General features: G+C 72.5%; 9 protein-coding genes. 4 read left to right on the plus strand and 5 right to left on the minus strand.

Annotated elements, in window-relative coordinates:
- Positions 1-98 precede the first annotated feature (98 nt).
- Positions 99-2,204 carry a glycogen debranching N-terminal domain-containing protein gene (locus UK12_RS14845; protein ID WP_045303417.1) on the minus strand — a complete coding sequence of 702 codons (2,106 nt, stop codon included), beginning with the start codon at positions 2,202-2,204 and terminating at the stop codon, positions 99-101.
- A 1,208-nt stretch (positions 2,205-3,412) separates the two neighbouring features.
- Here UK12_RS14845 and UK12_RS14850 point away from each other — a divergent pair.
- Positions 3,413-4,726 (plus strand): alpha/beta fold hydrolase, encoded by a 1,314-nt coding sequence (locus UK12_RS14850; RefSeq protein WP_045303418.1) that lies wholly within the window; start codon positions 3,413-3,415, stop codon positions 4,724-4,726.
- 140 nt (positions 4,727-4,866) lie between these two features.
- On the opposite strand, the gene UK12_RS36585 is transcribed toward UK12_RS14850, so the two are convergent.
- On the minus strand, positions 4,867-6,546 hold the full coding sequence (locus UK12_RS36585; protein ID WP_197084862.1) for a DUF4192 domain-containing protein: 1,680 nt from the start codon (positions 6,544-6,546) through the stop codon (positions 4,867-4,869).
- A gap of 220 nt (positions 6,547-6,766) precedes the next feature.
- Here UK12_RS36585 and UK12_RS14860 point away from each other — a divergent pair, with 220 nt between their 5' ends.
- A complete protein-coding gene (locus UK12_RS14860; protein WP_045303419.1) occupies positions 6,767-9,055 on the plus strand; it encodes a DEAD/DEAH box helicase in 2,289 nt (762 codons plus the stop codon).
- A 534-nt stretch (positions 9,056-9,589) separates the two neighbouring features.
- Complete coding sequence (locus UK12_RS14865; protein ID WP_197084863.1) at positions 9,590-10,057, plus strand: hypothetical protein; 468 nt, start codon at positions 9,590-9,592, stop codon at positions 10,055-10,057.
- Positions 10,058-10,313: 256 nt separating this feature from the next.
- On the opposite strand, the gene UK12_RS37985 is transcribed toward UK12_RS14865, so the two are convergent.
- From UK12_RS37985 to UK12_RS14880, 3 genes are all read right to left on the minus strand, one after another.
- Positions 10,314-10,787: a hypothetical protein gene (locus UK12_RS37985; protein WP_197084864.1), complete on the minus strand. Its 474-nt coding sequence runs from the start codon at positions 10,785-10,787 to the stop codon at positions 10,314-10,316.
- Between the two features lie 336 nt (positions 10,788-11,123).
- Entirely contained in the window at positions 11,124-11,807 is a 684-nt protein-coding gene (locus tag UK12_RS14875; protein ID WP_045303421.1) for a ribonuclease HII, read from the minus strand.
- Positions 11,808-11,963: 156 nt separating this feature from the next.
- The gene (locus tag UK12_RS14880) at positions 11,964-12,593 is read right to left on the minus strand and encodes a TetR/AcrR family transcriptional regulator (RefSeq protein WP_082119624.1); all 630 of its coding nucleotides are present in this window, start codon (positions 12,591-12,593) and stop codon (positions 11,964-11,966) included.
- Between the two features lie 312 nt (positions 12,594-12,905).
- Here UK12_RS14880 and UK12_RS14885 point away from each other — a divergent pair, with 312 nt between their 5' ends.
- Positions 12,906-14,453 (plus strand): MFS transporter, encoded by a 1,548-nt coding sequence (locus UK12_RS14885; RefSeq protein ID WP_231591217.1) that lies wholly within the window; start codon positions 12,906-12,908, stop codon positions 14,451-14,453.
- Positions 14,454-14,638 lie beyond the last annotated feature (185 nt).

A 14,638-nucleotide genomic window follows, 5' to 3' on the forward strand; every position in this document is an offset into this window, starting at 1 on the left:
CACCGGTCGACCAGTCGACCGGCACCACCTTGCCCAACATTCCCTCCGGCTTGTTCGACATCTCCTCCGACTCGGTGGGCCCCGTCGGCGGGCTCCCGTCAGCGGGCTCCCAGTTGAAGTGCCGGCGGCGCCTCCTCCACCACGGCGACACCGATCCGGCTGACCCTGACCGAGAACGGCTCCCCGGCCACTCGCAGCCCCGTGAGCTCCAGCTCTCCCAGCGGAGCCGTACTGGCCGGGCGCACCACCACTCGCCCTGCCGGGACGTCGGGGCGGACACCAGCGAGAGTGAGCACCATGTGAACCGCTGCGGCCGCCGACACTGCCGCGGGGCGGCAGGCGGCCGGGTGCGGCACCGGTGGACAGCCCGACATCCGCTGCTCCCCCGCGTACATCTCGGGCAGTCGGCCCTCGAAGTGCGTCGAGGCATCCAGCAGACCCTCCAGCAGGACTCCGGCCTCCCGTTCGAACCCCGCCTCGGACAGGCCCGCCACGGCGAGTGCAGTCTCGTGCACCCGGACGGCGCCGCTGCGGTGCCCGAGCGGGTTGAAGCGCAGGGACTTCGCGCTCAGCGTCCGCAGACCCCAGCCACAGTCGAACTCGGGGGCGGCCAGCCGCTGGGCCAGGGCCCGGGTCTGCTCCCGATCGAGCAGACCTTCGTGATACGCGCCGTCGGCCGACAGACCGAGGTCGAGGAGGTGTACGAACGAGGCCGCGACGGCAGGCACCGGGCGCCCCGGACCGGCGAGCGCCGCCGCCGGCCGCCCCCCTGACAGGTCGTCGATCCAGAACTGTTCTCGGAAGCGCTCACGCAGGCCGGCTGCCCACGCCCGCCACTCCGCCCCACCGTGGCGGCCGAAGGCGTCCAGCAGCTCGGCCCCGTGCAGCGCCGCCCGGTACGCCTGGGCCTGTACCTCGCAGCGCGCAGGCAGCGGGCGGGCAGCGCGCTCCTCGGCAGAGCGCCCGAGATCGGTCACAAAATCGGTCACAACACTGCTGGGGCCATCGGCCAGGAAAGCCCCCGAGTCGTCGCTCACGTTGGCCCGCAGTGCTGCGAGGGCACGCTCGGCGGCCGGGAGGAGCTCGGCTACCTCCTGCTCCGGCAACCCCCAGCGCCACGCCTCGGCCAGCAGGGTCACGAAGAGGAGTGTGGCCTCGGTGGCCGTGCAGGACGGCGGCAGTTCCGGGCCGCCGTGCCTCAGCCCGCCCGGGAGGAGACCCTCCGGCCGGGCCCACGGGCCCAGCCCCGCAGCGGGCCCGCCTGCCGCACCAGGCGCCCCGGAGGCGGCCGGGGCGCCCGCAGTGCTCGCGGTACCGGAGGTCGTCCAGGTGGCCGAGCCGCCGGGGCCGGGGGAACCGGTGCCCTGGTGCTGACGGCGCGCCAGGGAGCGCAGAGTCCCGGCCGCGAGGCGTGTGCCGAGGGGCAGCAGCAGTCTGGCTGCCCAGAGTGCGTCGGCCGCAGTCAGCCCGAAGCGCCACGGCACACCGGAGGCCGCGTAGAGGTCCGTCGGACGGTCGGCGTCGGCGAGCAGCAGGCCACCGAGCGCGTCCAGAGAGCGCGGGACGAGCAGCTCCACCCGGGAGTCGTCGCACCGCACCGCCGGCTCCGACCAGGGCAGTGGCACCGCCTGAGCTCGACCTGTCGGCGGACGGAAGGCCGTCGGGACCGAGGACTCGATCTCCGCCCGCAGCTCGACCGACCAACGGGCACCGGGCTGCAGCTCCAAGTCCCAGCGCAGCACCCCGGCCCCGGCGAGGACGGCGTGCGGGGACGGGCGCGCCGCGACAGTGGCGCTGTGCCCCGGCCTGACCCACCGCAGCCCGGCCGACTGCACCTGGCCGGGGAGGTCGGCCAGACGTCGTCCGGCGGCGGTGTCGGCCAGCAGGCCGAGGTCCGTCCCGAGTGCGATCTCCAGGGGAAGGCGCGCAAGACGACCACCCGTGTTCCGGACGGTGATGGTCTCCACTCCGTCGGCGTGGCGGAGCCGCTCGACGGTCAGCGCCGGATCCGGATCCGGGTCTCCCGGGATGCGGACGGCACCGACGAAGCGCGCCTCGGCCGCCAAGGTCAGCGCGCCCTGGAGGGGCAGCGGCTCGACACCGCCCAGGCGCAGCTCCATCCGGGCCAGAACCCGGATACCCGAGCGGTAGAAGCCGTGGAGACCCTGGCCGCGGAGCTGACCGTCGGCCCCTGAAGCGGCCATCGCCGGAGCATTCACGCACAGGACCGCGGCATGGGCTGCGGTCTGGGCAGCCGTGTACGTGGGCGGCTGCTGCGGGCGCGGCTGGTTCGGCGGGCGCAGCTGACCTGTACCCGGCTGGTCGGAGCGGACCGCAGGGCGCGGGGCGGCCTCGACCGGAGCGACCCCGGGCAGGACCACCCCGGCAGCGGCGGCAGACCCACCCAGCTGGGCGGAGCCGGACTGAGGCAGCCCCGGCCGCGACGCCCCGAACGGCGCGTCATCCCACGGTGGTGGCGCAGTCGGTACCGGCGGAGCAGCCGGAACGACCACCTGGCCGGAATTGGTCGATGTCGGTGGTACGGACTGCGGTACGGATGGTGGTGCGGTCGGCGGCGCTGTCTGTGGCACTGCCTCTGGTGGCCTCATGGCGGTCACCTGGCTCTCCTCCCTCGGCCGACCGACGGCTGCCGTGCCGGTCGGCCGCGAGCGTGCTCGATCGCGATCTGATGTCTATGCCGCCGGTACGGGTGAACCACCCCGCGAGCGGCCGGGCTCTCCGCCCTGCCCTCGGCACCGCCCCCAACGGCGCCCCAAAAACCCAGCGTCCCGGCTCTGCCCGTCCCCGCCCGGCGGCGTTCGGCGGGCCGGTCAGGCCTGCTGCCCGGCCCGCCGTTCCTCGTCCGAGCCGGGGCAGGCCCCGCCGGGCACCGCCACAGTCCCCTCACGGGCGGAGCCAGGACGGCCCCCCTGTGCAGCTCCGCCTCCTGAGCACTCGACACCGGATCGGTGGGTGGCAACACCCGTAGGGACTGCACCCCGCAGGATGAACGCAGCGCACCTCCCCCAGGTCACGCCGTGCCGCCGACAACCGCTCCGACAGCGCCCGCCCCAGTATCGAGTGCCGTCGACATCCGCTCGAGATCCGCTCGAACCCCCGTGAATCGAGCCAATGATTCGATCGGTTGAGTCGAGTGCCTGAGCCGGCGGCCGGCTCCGAGCTGCTTCGGGCTGTTTCGGGCTGCGCTGTTGTCTGCGACAGCCGTGGCTGCAGTTGACGGCACCTGAACGAACGGAGCCGTTCCCCCAAGGTCGGCCGGCCCTCGGAGCTGCCTGCCGTACCGGCTCCGGTGCGGCGTCAGGATACGGTGCGGGGGCGGCGGGCCTCGCGCTGGGAACCCGGTTGGTATCCGTCGCTCCGCACCCGTGACCAGCTGATACCGAGGAGCTGCATGTCCACTACCAGTCGACTGCCCGGGATCGTCACGACCGACCACGTCTTCCAGCTGCCGCTGGATCACCACATGCCCGACGGTGAGCAGATCGAGGTCTACGCCCGCGAAGTGGTCGCCGCAGGGCGGGAGTCGGACGAGCTGCCGTGGCTGCTGTTCCTCCAGGGCGGGCCCGGCGGCAAGGCCGGGCGCCCGCTCGGCCGGGACACCTGGCTGACCCGCGCCCTGGACGACTACCGGGTGCTGCTGCTCGACCAGCGCGGCACCGGGCGTTCCACCCCGGCGAATCGGCAGACCCTGGCTCGGCGCGGCACGCCCGATCAGCAGGCGGACTACCTCGCCCACTTCCGGGCCGACTCGATCGTCCGAGATGCCGAGTTGATCCGCCGTCGGCTGCTCGGTGACAACGGCCGCTGGACCCTGCTCGGCCAGAGCTTCGGTGGCTTCTGCACGCTCACCTACCTGTCGCTGGCTCCGGAGGGCCTGCGCGAGGCGTTCGTGACGGGCGGTCTGGCCGGGCTTCGCAGCTCGGCGGAGGACGTGTACCGCGCCGCCTACCCGCGCGTGGCGACGAAGAACGAGGCGCATTACGCGCGCTACCCGCAGGACGTGGACCGCATTCGACGGATCGCCGAGCACCTGGTCGGGCGACCGGCCCGGCTCCCCGACGGCGGCCTGCTGACCGTTCAGGGGTTCCAGGGGCTCGGCATGCTGCTCGGAACCGGGGCCGGCTCGCACACCCTGCACTACCTGCTGGAGGAAGCCTGGGTCGAGGGCGTCGACGGCCCGGAACTGTCGGACACCTTCCTCGGTGGTGTCCAGGCGCAGCTGTCCTTCGCTCATGGGCCGCTGTACGCCGTGTTGCACGAGTCGATCTACGGACAGCGCTCGGTGGACCCGGCGGGTACGGGCTGGGCGGCGGAGCGCGTCCGCAAGGAGTTCCCCGACTTCGACGCCGAACTGGCGCTGGCGGAGGGTCGGCCGGTGCTGTTCACCGGCGAGATGATCTACCCGGCGCTGTTCGAGACCGACCCGGCGCTTCAGCCGCTGCGCGAGGTCGCCCGAGTGCTCGCGGAGCGCCGTGACTGGTCCGACCTCTACGACCCGGCTCGGCTGGCCGAGAACCGGGTGCCGGTGGTTGCGGCGGTGTTCCACGACGACATGTTCGTGGACACTGCTGACTCCCTGGAGACCGCGCGCGCCGTGCGAGGACTGCGCACCTGGGTGACCAACGAGTGGGAGCACGACGGCCTGCGCGTGAGCGGTGGTGCGGTGCTGGACCGGCTGATCAGGATGGCGCGCGGCGAGCTGTAGCCGAGCCGCGGTCCACCGGCCGAGGCGGGCGAGGCACCCGGCCGGTGGGACTCCACGCCGGGGTCGGGCCGGTGGCCATTGCGTGGTGGCCACCGCCCGGGGCCCGGCGGGTGCGACGGCCCGGGGCGAGAAGGGCTGGCTCATACCGGCTTCCTGTTCCCCCTCGGCGCCCTGCGCCGGGCGTCGGCGCCACACTGCGGGATGCCGCCTTGCTGAGCCGCCGTCACTCCGGGCCCCGCCGTTCGGAGTCTGTCGGACAGCCGCCGCCCGGCCTGGCGAACCTGGCTGCGCAGGCCGCCCCGGCCGACCTGCCGTCGCTCTCCCGGATCAGCCGCACGGCTGGGCGAGTCGTAGTCGGCCCCGGGACTGCGCCCGTCGCGCAAGCCCGGCCTCTCACCCTCACCCTCGCCGTCGCCGTCGCCGTCGCCGTCGCCCGACGGTGCACCTGCGCTCGCACCGCCCGGGGACGCCCGGTCCGGGCCCGGGGTGGCTGGGCCGTCCGCCTCGCCCTCCGGGGCTTCTTCCGGTACGCCTCCCGACGACCGAGCCGTCTCCCGGCCACCGGGCAGCCGATGCCCTGCCGGGACGCTCTCCGGCCCGCCAGCTGACGGGTGGGCAGCCGGCGGAGAGGAAAGCGGTCTCTCCGCGACGGGTGCTCCGGTGACAACCGCCTCCGTGACAGGCACGGGCGGGGTAGTCACCTCCCGGTGAGCTGCCCGCTCCTGGCGCACGCTGTCGAGCAGCTGGTCCGGCAGCAGCCCGCCGTTGAGCGACTCGTAGAGCAGCTGCGCCAGCGTGTACTCGGGGTCGAGGTCGAGTGCCCTCGCCAGCACGACCCGGGCCGTTGCGGAGTCGTCCGCGAGCCAGGACGTCCAGGCGAGCAGCGTCAGGGGAGCCACCGCGAGGGGTTCGAACGGCGGGACGCAGCGCTGCGCGAGGAACCGCCAGAGCCGCTGGGCCGAGCCGAGCTCCTCCGACTCCGCGTACTCGGCCGCGCGGTCCCTGCCCATCTTGTCCTGCAGGCCGACCAGCAGCCTCGCCGCGCGCTCGGGGGTGACCTCGCGTGCACCGGCCTGGAACTCGGCCATGGTCTCGTCGAGCAGCTCCACCGTGCGCGCCAGCGTGGCCTGGCGGCCACCGGGCCCGACCATCTCGTGGAGCAGCAGCGGGCCCGCCCGCTCGATCGCGACACGCTGCGGCGCGTCGCCGGGTGCCCCGATCGGCGCCAGGCCCGCGACGATCGACTTCCGGCTGCCTCTGGGCGCCAGGCCCGCGAAGGTGGCCGCCGCCGCGGCCGGGCTCGCCGTCCTGGCCGGACGGACCAGGACGCCCTTCGGGTCGCAGCAGCCTGTCCCCTCGCAGAGGAAGGACCACCAGCGACCGGCGGAGACGCAGAGGGACTCCTTCACCACCACGTTGCGGTCGCCGAACGCCTGCGCCAGGTACTGCGCCAACGGCTTGAGCGCCGCGACCACGCTGCGGCCGTCGCCGTCCGCGGGATCGCGACAGAGATAGAGCAGTACCTGGTCGGGGCGGCGATCGCGCTGCTCGGACAGCTCGACCAGCAGCCGCGCCGTGTCCGTCGCGATCGACTCCCACAGGGCGGTGTCGTCGGGGATGTCGATCCTGATCACCCCGCCCTGGTGGAGGGACGGTCCTTGCAGACCCACGGCGACGATGCTGTCGTCGGGGAAGAAACCCAGCAGGTAGGGCAGCATCTCGGCCATGTCGGCCGGCCCTCGCATCCGAACGGGCGGCTGGTTGGACAGGTGCCCGGGAACAGGCCCGGACGGCGCGGTGGGAGTGAGGTCCTCGTTCATGCCGGGAAGCGTGCCGCAGCCCGGACCCCTCCGGCTGAAGTTGGCTCCCGCCTGTGGACAAACCGGGGGGTACAGCATTAACTCACTCGTTCGAGTGAAACGAAATTGCCAAGATTTCAGGACAAATAGCGCCTACTCGGCAGACTGTCTGCTGATATTCCTAACTCCGCACATTTCCGCTGTTCGCCGGTTGTCCGTCCCACCCGGTATTCATGGAGCCATGCACGCACCCATCGAAGCCCAAGACACCGCCCCCAACCGCGCCGCCGTCCGGGCTCAGGCCGAGGCCGTGCTGCGCGAGCTGGCCGGCCCCGACGCCGTGCTGCGCGAGGACCAGTGGCTCGCGATCGAGGCCCTGGTCATCGACCACCGCCGGGCCCTGGTGGTCCAGCGCACCGGCTGGGGCAAGTCGGCCGTCTACTTCATCGCCACCGCCCTGCTGCGCGCCCGTGGCGCCGGCCCGACCGTGATCGTGTCTCCGCTGCTCGCCCTGATGCGGAACCAGGTCGACTCGGCCGGTCGAGCCGGGATCCACGCCCGGACCATCAACTCGGCCAACCCCGAGGAGTGGGACGAGATCCAGGCCGAGGTCGCCGCCGGAGCGGTGGATGTCCTGCTGGTCAGCCCGGAGCGGCTGAACAACCCGGACTTCCGCGACCAGGTGCTCCCCAAGCTGGCCGCCTCCACCGGCCTGCTCGTGGTCGACGAGGCCCACTGCATCTCCGACTGGGGCCACGACTTCCGGCCGGACTACCGCCGCCTGCGGACGATGCTGGCCGACCTGTCCCCCGGCGTGCCCGTCCTGGCCACCACCGCCACCGCGAACGCCCGCGTCACCGCCGATGTCGCCGAGCAGCTGGGCACAGGCGCCTCCGACAGCGCCACGACCAGGTCCGGCGCGGGGTCCGGCACCGCGACCGCCTCTGGGACGACGGCCGCCGCCGGCGCCGCGACCACGCCGAGCGCCGACACTCGCGCGCTGGTGCTGCGCGGCCCGCTCGACCGCGAGAGCCTCAGCCTCGGGGTCCTGTCACTGCCCGACCCCGCACACCGCCTCGGCTGGCTGGCCGACCACCTCGACGAGCTGCCCGGCTCCGGCATCATCTACACCCTCACCGTGGCCGCCGCCGACGAGGTCACTGCCTTCCTGCGTGCCCGCGGCTACCAGGTCGCCTCGTACTCCGGCCGCACGGAGGACGCCGAACGGCGGGCCGCAGAGGCCGACCTGCTGGCCAACCGGGTCAAGGCCCTGGTGGCGACTTCAGCTCTCGGCATGGGCTTCGACAAGCCGGATCTCGGCTTCGTGGTGCACCTCGGTTCGCCGAACTCACCGATTGCCTACTACCAGCAGGTCGGCCGGGCCGGGCGCGGTGTGGCGCAGGCCGAGGTGCTGCTGCTGCCGGGCCGCGAGGACGAGGCGATCTGGCGGTACTTCGCCTCGCTCGGTTTCCCCGCCGAGGAGCAGGTCCGCCGGACGATCGACGCGCTCGCCGAGGCCGGGCGGCCGCTGTCCACAGCCGCCCTGGAGCCCCGGGTGGATCTTCGCCGGGCGCGGCTGGAGACCATGCTCAAGGTGCTCGACGTGGACGGCGCGGTCCGCCGGGTGCGCGGGGGCTGGACGGCCACGGGCGCAGCCTGGGCCTACGATGCCGCGCGCTATGCCAAGGTCGCCGAGTCCCGTGAAGCCGAGCAGCGGGCGATGCGCGAGTACGCGGCGACGGCAGGCTGTCGGATGGAGTTCCTCCGGCGCCAGCTGGACGACGAGGAGGCGGCGGCCTGCAGCCGGTGCGACAACTGCGCAGGCCCACGCCACTCGTCGGAGGTCTCCGCCGATGCCCTGGCCGCCGCCAGGGCCGCGCTCGGGCGGCCGGGTGTGACGTTCGAACCGCGCCGGCTCTGGCCCACCGGCATGGACGCACTCGGCGTACCGCTCAGGGGAAGGATCCCGGCGAGCGAGCAGGCCGAGACCGGCCGGGCCCTGGGTCGGCTCTCGGACATCGGCTGGGGCACCCGGCTGCGCACGCTGCTGTCCGAGCAGGCACCCGACGGCCCGGTCCCGGCCCAGGTGCGGGACGCGCTGGTCGACGTGCTCGCCGACTGGGCACGCGGTCCCGGTGGCTGGGCCGGTCCCGAGGCCGCCGACGGCAGCCGCCTCACCCGGCCGGTCGGGGTGGTCGCGATGACGTCCGCCACCCGGTCGACGCTGGTGGAGAGCCTGGCCACGGAGCTCGCCGCGATCGGACGGCTGCCGCTGCTGGGTCGGCTCGAGTACGCCACCGGCCAGTCACCGCACGGCCCGCGCAGCAACAGTGCCCAGCGGCTGAACTCACTCGCCGGCACGCTGGTGGTGCCGACCGGGCTCGCGTCGGCGCTGGCCGCGACACCCGGTCCGGTACTGCTGATCGACGACCTGGTGGACTCCGGTTGGACGGTCACGGTGGCCGCACGGCTGCTGCGCCAGGCGGGTGCGAGTGCGGTGCTGCCACTGGTCCTGGCGGTGCAGGCGTGAGCCGGGCCGCACCGTCGGTCCGGCATCCCGTCCCGGGCAGCCGCACGCGACCTGAGCCGCTGCCCGGGCAGGCCCCTGGACACCCGCCCGAACCTGTATCCGAATGGTCCTTCGAGTGGCCGTCCGAACCACCGCGCGGCGTGTCGGCCAAACTTCCGGCCAACGTCTCAGCCAAACGGCGAATGGCGACCGCCCGAAGGCGGAATATGTCCGACAGACCGTCCGAATGCGGGCGGCATACATCAAGTCGTCGTTGCCGGTCAGGCCGATCTGACCTGAGAATTGGTCCGTACCCCGCCCCTGGTCCAGTGGACCTGGCCTTAGGCGTACGCGGGTACCAGTACGCCCGGCGGGCGGGTCAGGAGGATCGCGATCAGCGGCATCGACCGGCCTCGGTATCCCACCGCCCGGAAACGGTCCATCGACCTGGAGACCTGGACCGGCGCCGGGATCCCACTGCTGCGTGCGCCGCGCGAGTTCGTCGCCGAGCTGCACCGGCTGCACCTGCCGCAACCGGGCACCACCGTGGTGGCCGTGCTGGATGCCCAGCACCGCGTGACGGCCTCCGCCTCGTTCGCTCCACGGCCGCATGTCGAGGACGGCTGGCACCACCGGAACGCGATCCTCGCACACCTGCGCCAGGTGACCCCGCACGACCTGCGGCTGGCCAGGCCCACCCGAACGGCGGTGCTGCTGCGCTGCCGCGAGGGCTCGGGAGACTGGACGGAGCAGGACGGCGCGTGGATGTGGGCGCTTCGGGACGCGACCGCTCTGCACGGTCTGCGCTGCGGGTCGTACATCACCCTGACCCCGACCGGCTGGCAGTCGCTCGGCGACGGCCGACGCGGACGCAACCCGCACTCGGGGTCCTGGGCCGAGGGGCCCGTGCACACCGTCACCGAGCTCCCGCCGCGCTCCACCCGGGAGCTCGCGCAGGACCGGGCCTGGCGACCGACCGGTATCACCTCGATCGAGACGGTCCGCCGCGCGGCCGCGCGCTGACCGGCCTGCCCGAAGCCCTCCGGTACGGACGGTCGGGGCGGTCCTGGAGGACCCTGGCAGGGCTTGGAAGTACGGCCCGGGGCGCCGGGCTGCCGCGCGGCGGTCGGCGGTCGGTATCAGCCGGAGCCGACGAGCCGGACTGGCACGGACGGGCGCATCGGCAGGACCCGGCCCGCCCGGGCCGGGACCGACTCATGCCAGGGCCGACTCAGTTCAAGGCTGCCTCAGATCAAGGCCGGCTCAGATCAAGGCTGGCTCAGGCCGGGACAGGTCGGTTCGCGTCAGGGAAGACCGCTGCCGTCAGCTCCGGCTCGCCGCAGACCACCAGCAACGCTCCGGCGTGACCGAGTGCCTTCCGCGCCGCCTGCTCCACCCGCTCGGAACGAGCCTCGTTGACGGCCAGCACCACGACATCGCGCCGGAGCGGCCTGGTCGAGGCGACCTCCGCGTAGAAGACGTCGCCGCCCTCGGCGAGTTGGGCCCAGTAGCGGTCCGCGCCGAAGGAGAGTTCGTGCTGCTGCCAGGGGTGCGGCTCACCCACCGTCAGCACCAGGATGTCGTCCGGGCAGCGCCCGGACTCCAGCAGCAGGTCCACCGTCTCGTCGGCCCGCTCGATCGCATCCGCCACGGCCGCCGCCACCACGCGCACCTCGGGCTGCCCGACCGGGAGTTGCCCATCGGCGGCGGAACGGCGAACGCCGGGGCCGGGCTTGGGAATCGACTTTCGCACCGGCGGCGGCGTCGGCCGGGCCGCACTCCTGGGCGGGGCCGGGCGGGGCGGAGCGGGCCGCGGCCCGGTCACGACAACGCCGCGGGCAGGGGCGGTTGCAGGGGCAGGGGTCGCACTGCCGACGGCAGGCTTACGGCGGGCGTGTGCGTCCGACTCGCGGGGGCTGGGAACGCCGGGGCCCGGGATACTCTCGCGAATCTCCGGCTCCTCGGGGAAGACAGGCATACCCGGATATCTATCAAATGCCGGTCGGGTGCGCACGGGCGCCCCACCAGTCGGGACCCGCGCGCCCAACCGGCCTCCCGTGCAGGCAGGCGGACGAAACGTCAGCAGACGTCAGAAACCCAGCGAAAGCTGCTCATCCTGCGGCTCCGCCGCTCTCCTTCGTTTCAGGTGGCTCCACTTGGGCAGCGCATCCAGGTACGCCCAGGACAGCCGGTGGTGCTCGGTCGGCCCGTACTCCTCCAGCGCGGACCGGTGGATCGGCGACGGGTAACCTGCGTTGTCCGCGAAGCCGTAGGCCGGGTACTGCTCGCCGAGTTCGGCCATCAGGCCGTCGCGGTGGACCTTGGCGAGGACGGAGGCGGCCGAGATGCAGATGCAGGACTGGTCCCCCTTGATCACCGTGCGCACTCGCCACGGACCGCCGAGGTAGTCGTGCTTACCGTCGAGGATGACCGCATCGGGCCGCACCGGGAGAGCCTCCAGCGCGCGCAGCGCGGCAAGGCGCAGGGCGGCGGTCATGCCGAGCTCGTCGCACTCCTGCGGCGAGGCGTGGCCGAGCGCATAAGCGGTGACCCAGTCGGCGAGGACCGGAGCCAGCGCCGTGCGGCGGCGCTCGGTGAGGAGCTTGGAGTCGGTGAGCCCCTCCGGCGCCCTGCGCAGCCCGGTCACCGCTGCACCGACCGTGACCGGTCCGGCCCAGGCGCCACGGCCGACCTCGTCGAGGCCGACCACCAGCTGGGCACCGGCCCGGCGGAGGGAGCGTTCGACCGAGTGGGTCGGGGGATCGTAGGGCATCGGAGGTCCTTCGGCTGCGTCCTGGGCGCCTCCAGCCTACGTCCTGGCTCCCATCCCGACTCCCGCCCCGACTCCGCCCCGAAGCCCGCCGCAGCTCGTTGCGGCCCGCCGGAACCGGATGGTTCCGCAGCGGCCGCCACCGGCGGCGGCCGGCGCTCAGCTGCGATCGTTCGGGCGCACCATCGGGAGCAGTACCTCGTCGACCATCGCCTCGCCGAAGCCCGGATCCAGCCGCCCGTCGCAGAGCTTGGCCCGGTAGAGGAGCATGGCCGGGGCGACCTCGGCGACCAGCCGGGTCGCGGCTCCGGGCCTCACATCGCCGCGCAGCTCACCCCTGCGCAGGATCTGCAGGGTGGCCAGAGTGGCCGGCTGCAGCACCCGCTCGACGATGAAGTCCTTGAAGAACCGGGCCCGTTCGTGGTCCAGCTCAGCCATCAGGGCCCGCATGGCAGCTCCCGCCCGGGAGTCGATCGCAGCGCCGAAGTACTCCATGAGCTGCATCAACTCGGCCCGTGCGGACCCGAGGTCGGGGATGTCCGTGGGGGGTGGCAGAGTGGAGCCGAGGGCATCCAGGACCAGATCGGCCTTGGAGGCCCACCGCCGGTACAGCGCTGCCTTCCCGGTCTGTGCCGCACCGGCCACGCCTTCCATCGTCATCCGCGCGAAGCCGCCGGAGGTGAGCTGGTCGAGGGCCGCCTCGAAGATCGCGGCCTCCAGCGCCTTGCCACGCTTCCGGGTCGGCCCGGCAGCGTCGACCGCCTTCTGCTGCACGATCTGATCCATCATCACCAATCCTAAAGAACGCTTGCGTTCACAATCTCAGTCGGCTACTGTCCATCGTAGTGAACGTATCCGTTCACTCTCGACGCATAGTCTCGATACCCGGTTCCAACCAGCACTTCACCACCGTTTCGAGCAGAGCTTCCGGCAGGGCCGCAGTTCAGGACGTTCACGGGCAGCGGGGAGGGTCCTGGCAACCGCGCATCAGGCGCGCTGCACACGTGCACCGCACGTGCACACCGTGCGCCTCGGGTGCGCTACGCGCGGCGTCGGCGGAATCGGCCGAACTCATCAGCCATAGCCAACAGGGGGCAGAAAGTGGCTATCTCGAACACGCTGAGAAAGACCGCACCGCCGCAAGCCGGTCACGGGCAGCGCAAGGGGATCACCCTCACGGTCATCGCGGCCACCCAACTCATGGTCGTGCTCGACGCCACGATCGTGAACATCGCCCTTCCCCACATCCAGGACGCCCTGAAGTTCTCCGACACCAGCCTGTCCTGGGTGATCAACGCCTACACCCTCACCTTCGGCGGCCTGCTGCTGCTCGGCGGTCGGGCGGGTGACATCCTCGGACGCCGCAAGGTGTTCATCACGGGTGTGCTGCTCTTCGGCCTGGCCTCACTGCTCGGCGGTCTCGCGCAGGACTCCGGCATGCTGCTGGCCGCCCGGGCCCTCCAGGGCATCGGTGGTGCGATCTGCTCGCCGACCGCGTTCGCACTGATCGCCACCAACTTCAAGGAGGGGCCCGAGCGGAACCGGGCTTTCGGGGTCTTCTCTGCGGTGGCGGGCTCCGGCGCGGCCATTGGCCTGCTGGCCGGCGGCCTGCTCACCGAGTACCTCAACTGGCGCTGGGTCTTCTTCGTGAACGTCCCGATCGCCGTCCTGATCGCGATCGCCGCACCGCTGTACATCAGCGAGTCCGAGCGCCGCGCGGGCCGCTTCGATCTGCCCGGCGCGCTGACCTCGACGATCGGCCTGGTCAGCCTGGTCTACGGCTTCATCCGAGCCGCCTCCGACGGCTGGAGCGACGCGCTCTCACTGGGTTCGTTCGCCCTCGGCGCCGTCCTGCTGGCGGCGTTCCTGGTCGTCGAGCGGCGGACCGCGCAGCCGATCACCCCGCTGCACCTGTTCGCCGACCGGAACCGCACCGGCGGCCTGGTGATGATGCTCTGCCTGGCAGCAGCCATGTTCGGCATCTTCTTCTACATCACCATCTTCGTCCAACGCGTACTCGGCTACAGCCCGTTGAAGGCCGGTGTGGCCTTCCTGCCGATCAGCGTGGCGATCATCTGCGCCGCCCAGCTCGCCTCCGCGCTGCAGGCCAAGTACGGCCCCAAGCCGTTCATGGCCGGCGGGGCCCTGCTGGTCACCATCGGTCTGAGCTGGCTCACCCAGACCAGCGCCGACAGCAGTTACGTCGACGGCGTGCTCGGCCCCACCGTGATCTTCGGCTTCGGCATGGGTCTGATCTTCGTCCCGGTCATGCTCCTCGCGGTGGCGGGGGTGGCGGCCCACGAGACCGGCGCCGCCTCGGGTCTGCTGAACTCGATGCAGCAGATCGGTGGTTCGCTCGGCCTGTCGATCCTGACCACGGTCTTCGCCACCGCCACCCGCAACGAGGCGAAGACCCAGGCCGTCGATCTGCTGGCCCATGGGACGCCCGAGCAGAAGGCCCAGTTCGCCGCCACCCACGACTTCGCCGTCGGCACCAGCTGGTACAACCAGATCCTGGCACACGGCATAGCCCAGGCCTTCGTGGTCGGGGCCGCGCTGGCTGCGGTCGCCCTGGTGGTGTCCGTGGTCGTGATCAAGGCCAAGCGCGGTGACCTGCCCACCGAAGGCTCAGTGGGCGCGATGCACTGACCGGTGTCCGGATGGTGGGCCGCGCCGATCCGCCCACCACCCGGCCTACCGCCCCGCCCGCACCACGACGGCCACGACGGCCACGACGGCCACGACGGCCACGACGGCCACGACGGCCACGACGGCCACGACGGAACACCTCTCACCCCTTGACCGATCCGGCCAGCAGTCCCCGGACGAAGTAG

The sequence above is a fragment of the Saccharothrix sp. ST-888 genome (assembly GCF_000955975.1).
GTDB lineage: Bacteria > Actinomycetota > Actinomycetes > Streptomycetales > Streptomycetaceae > Kitasatospora.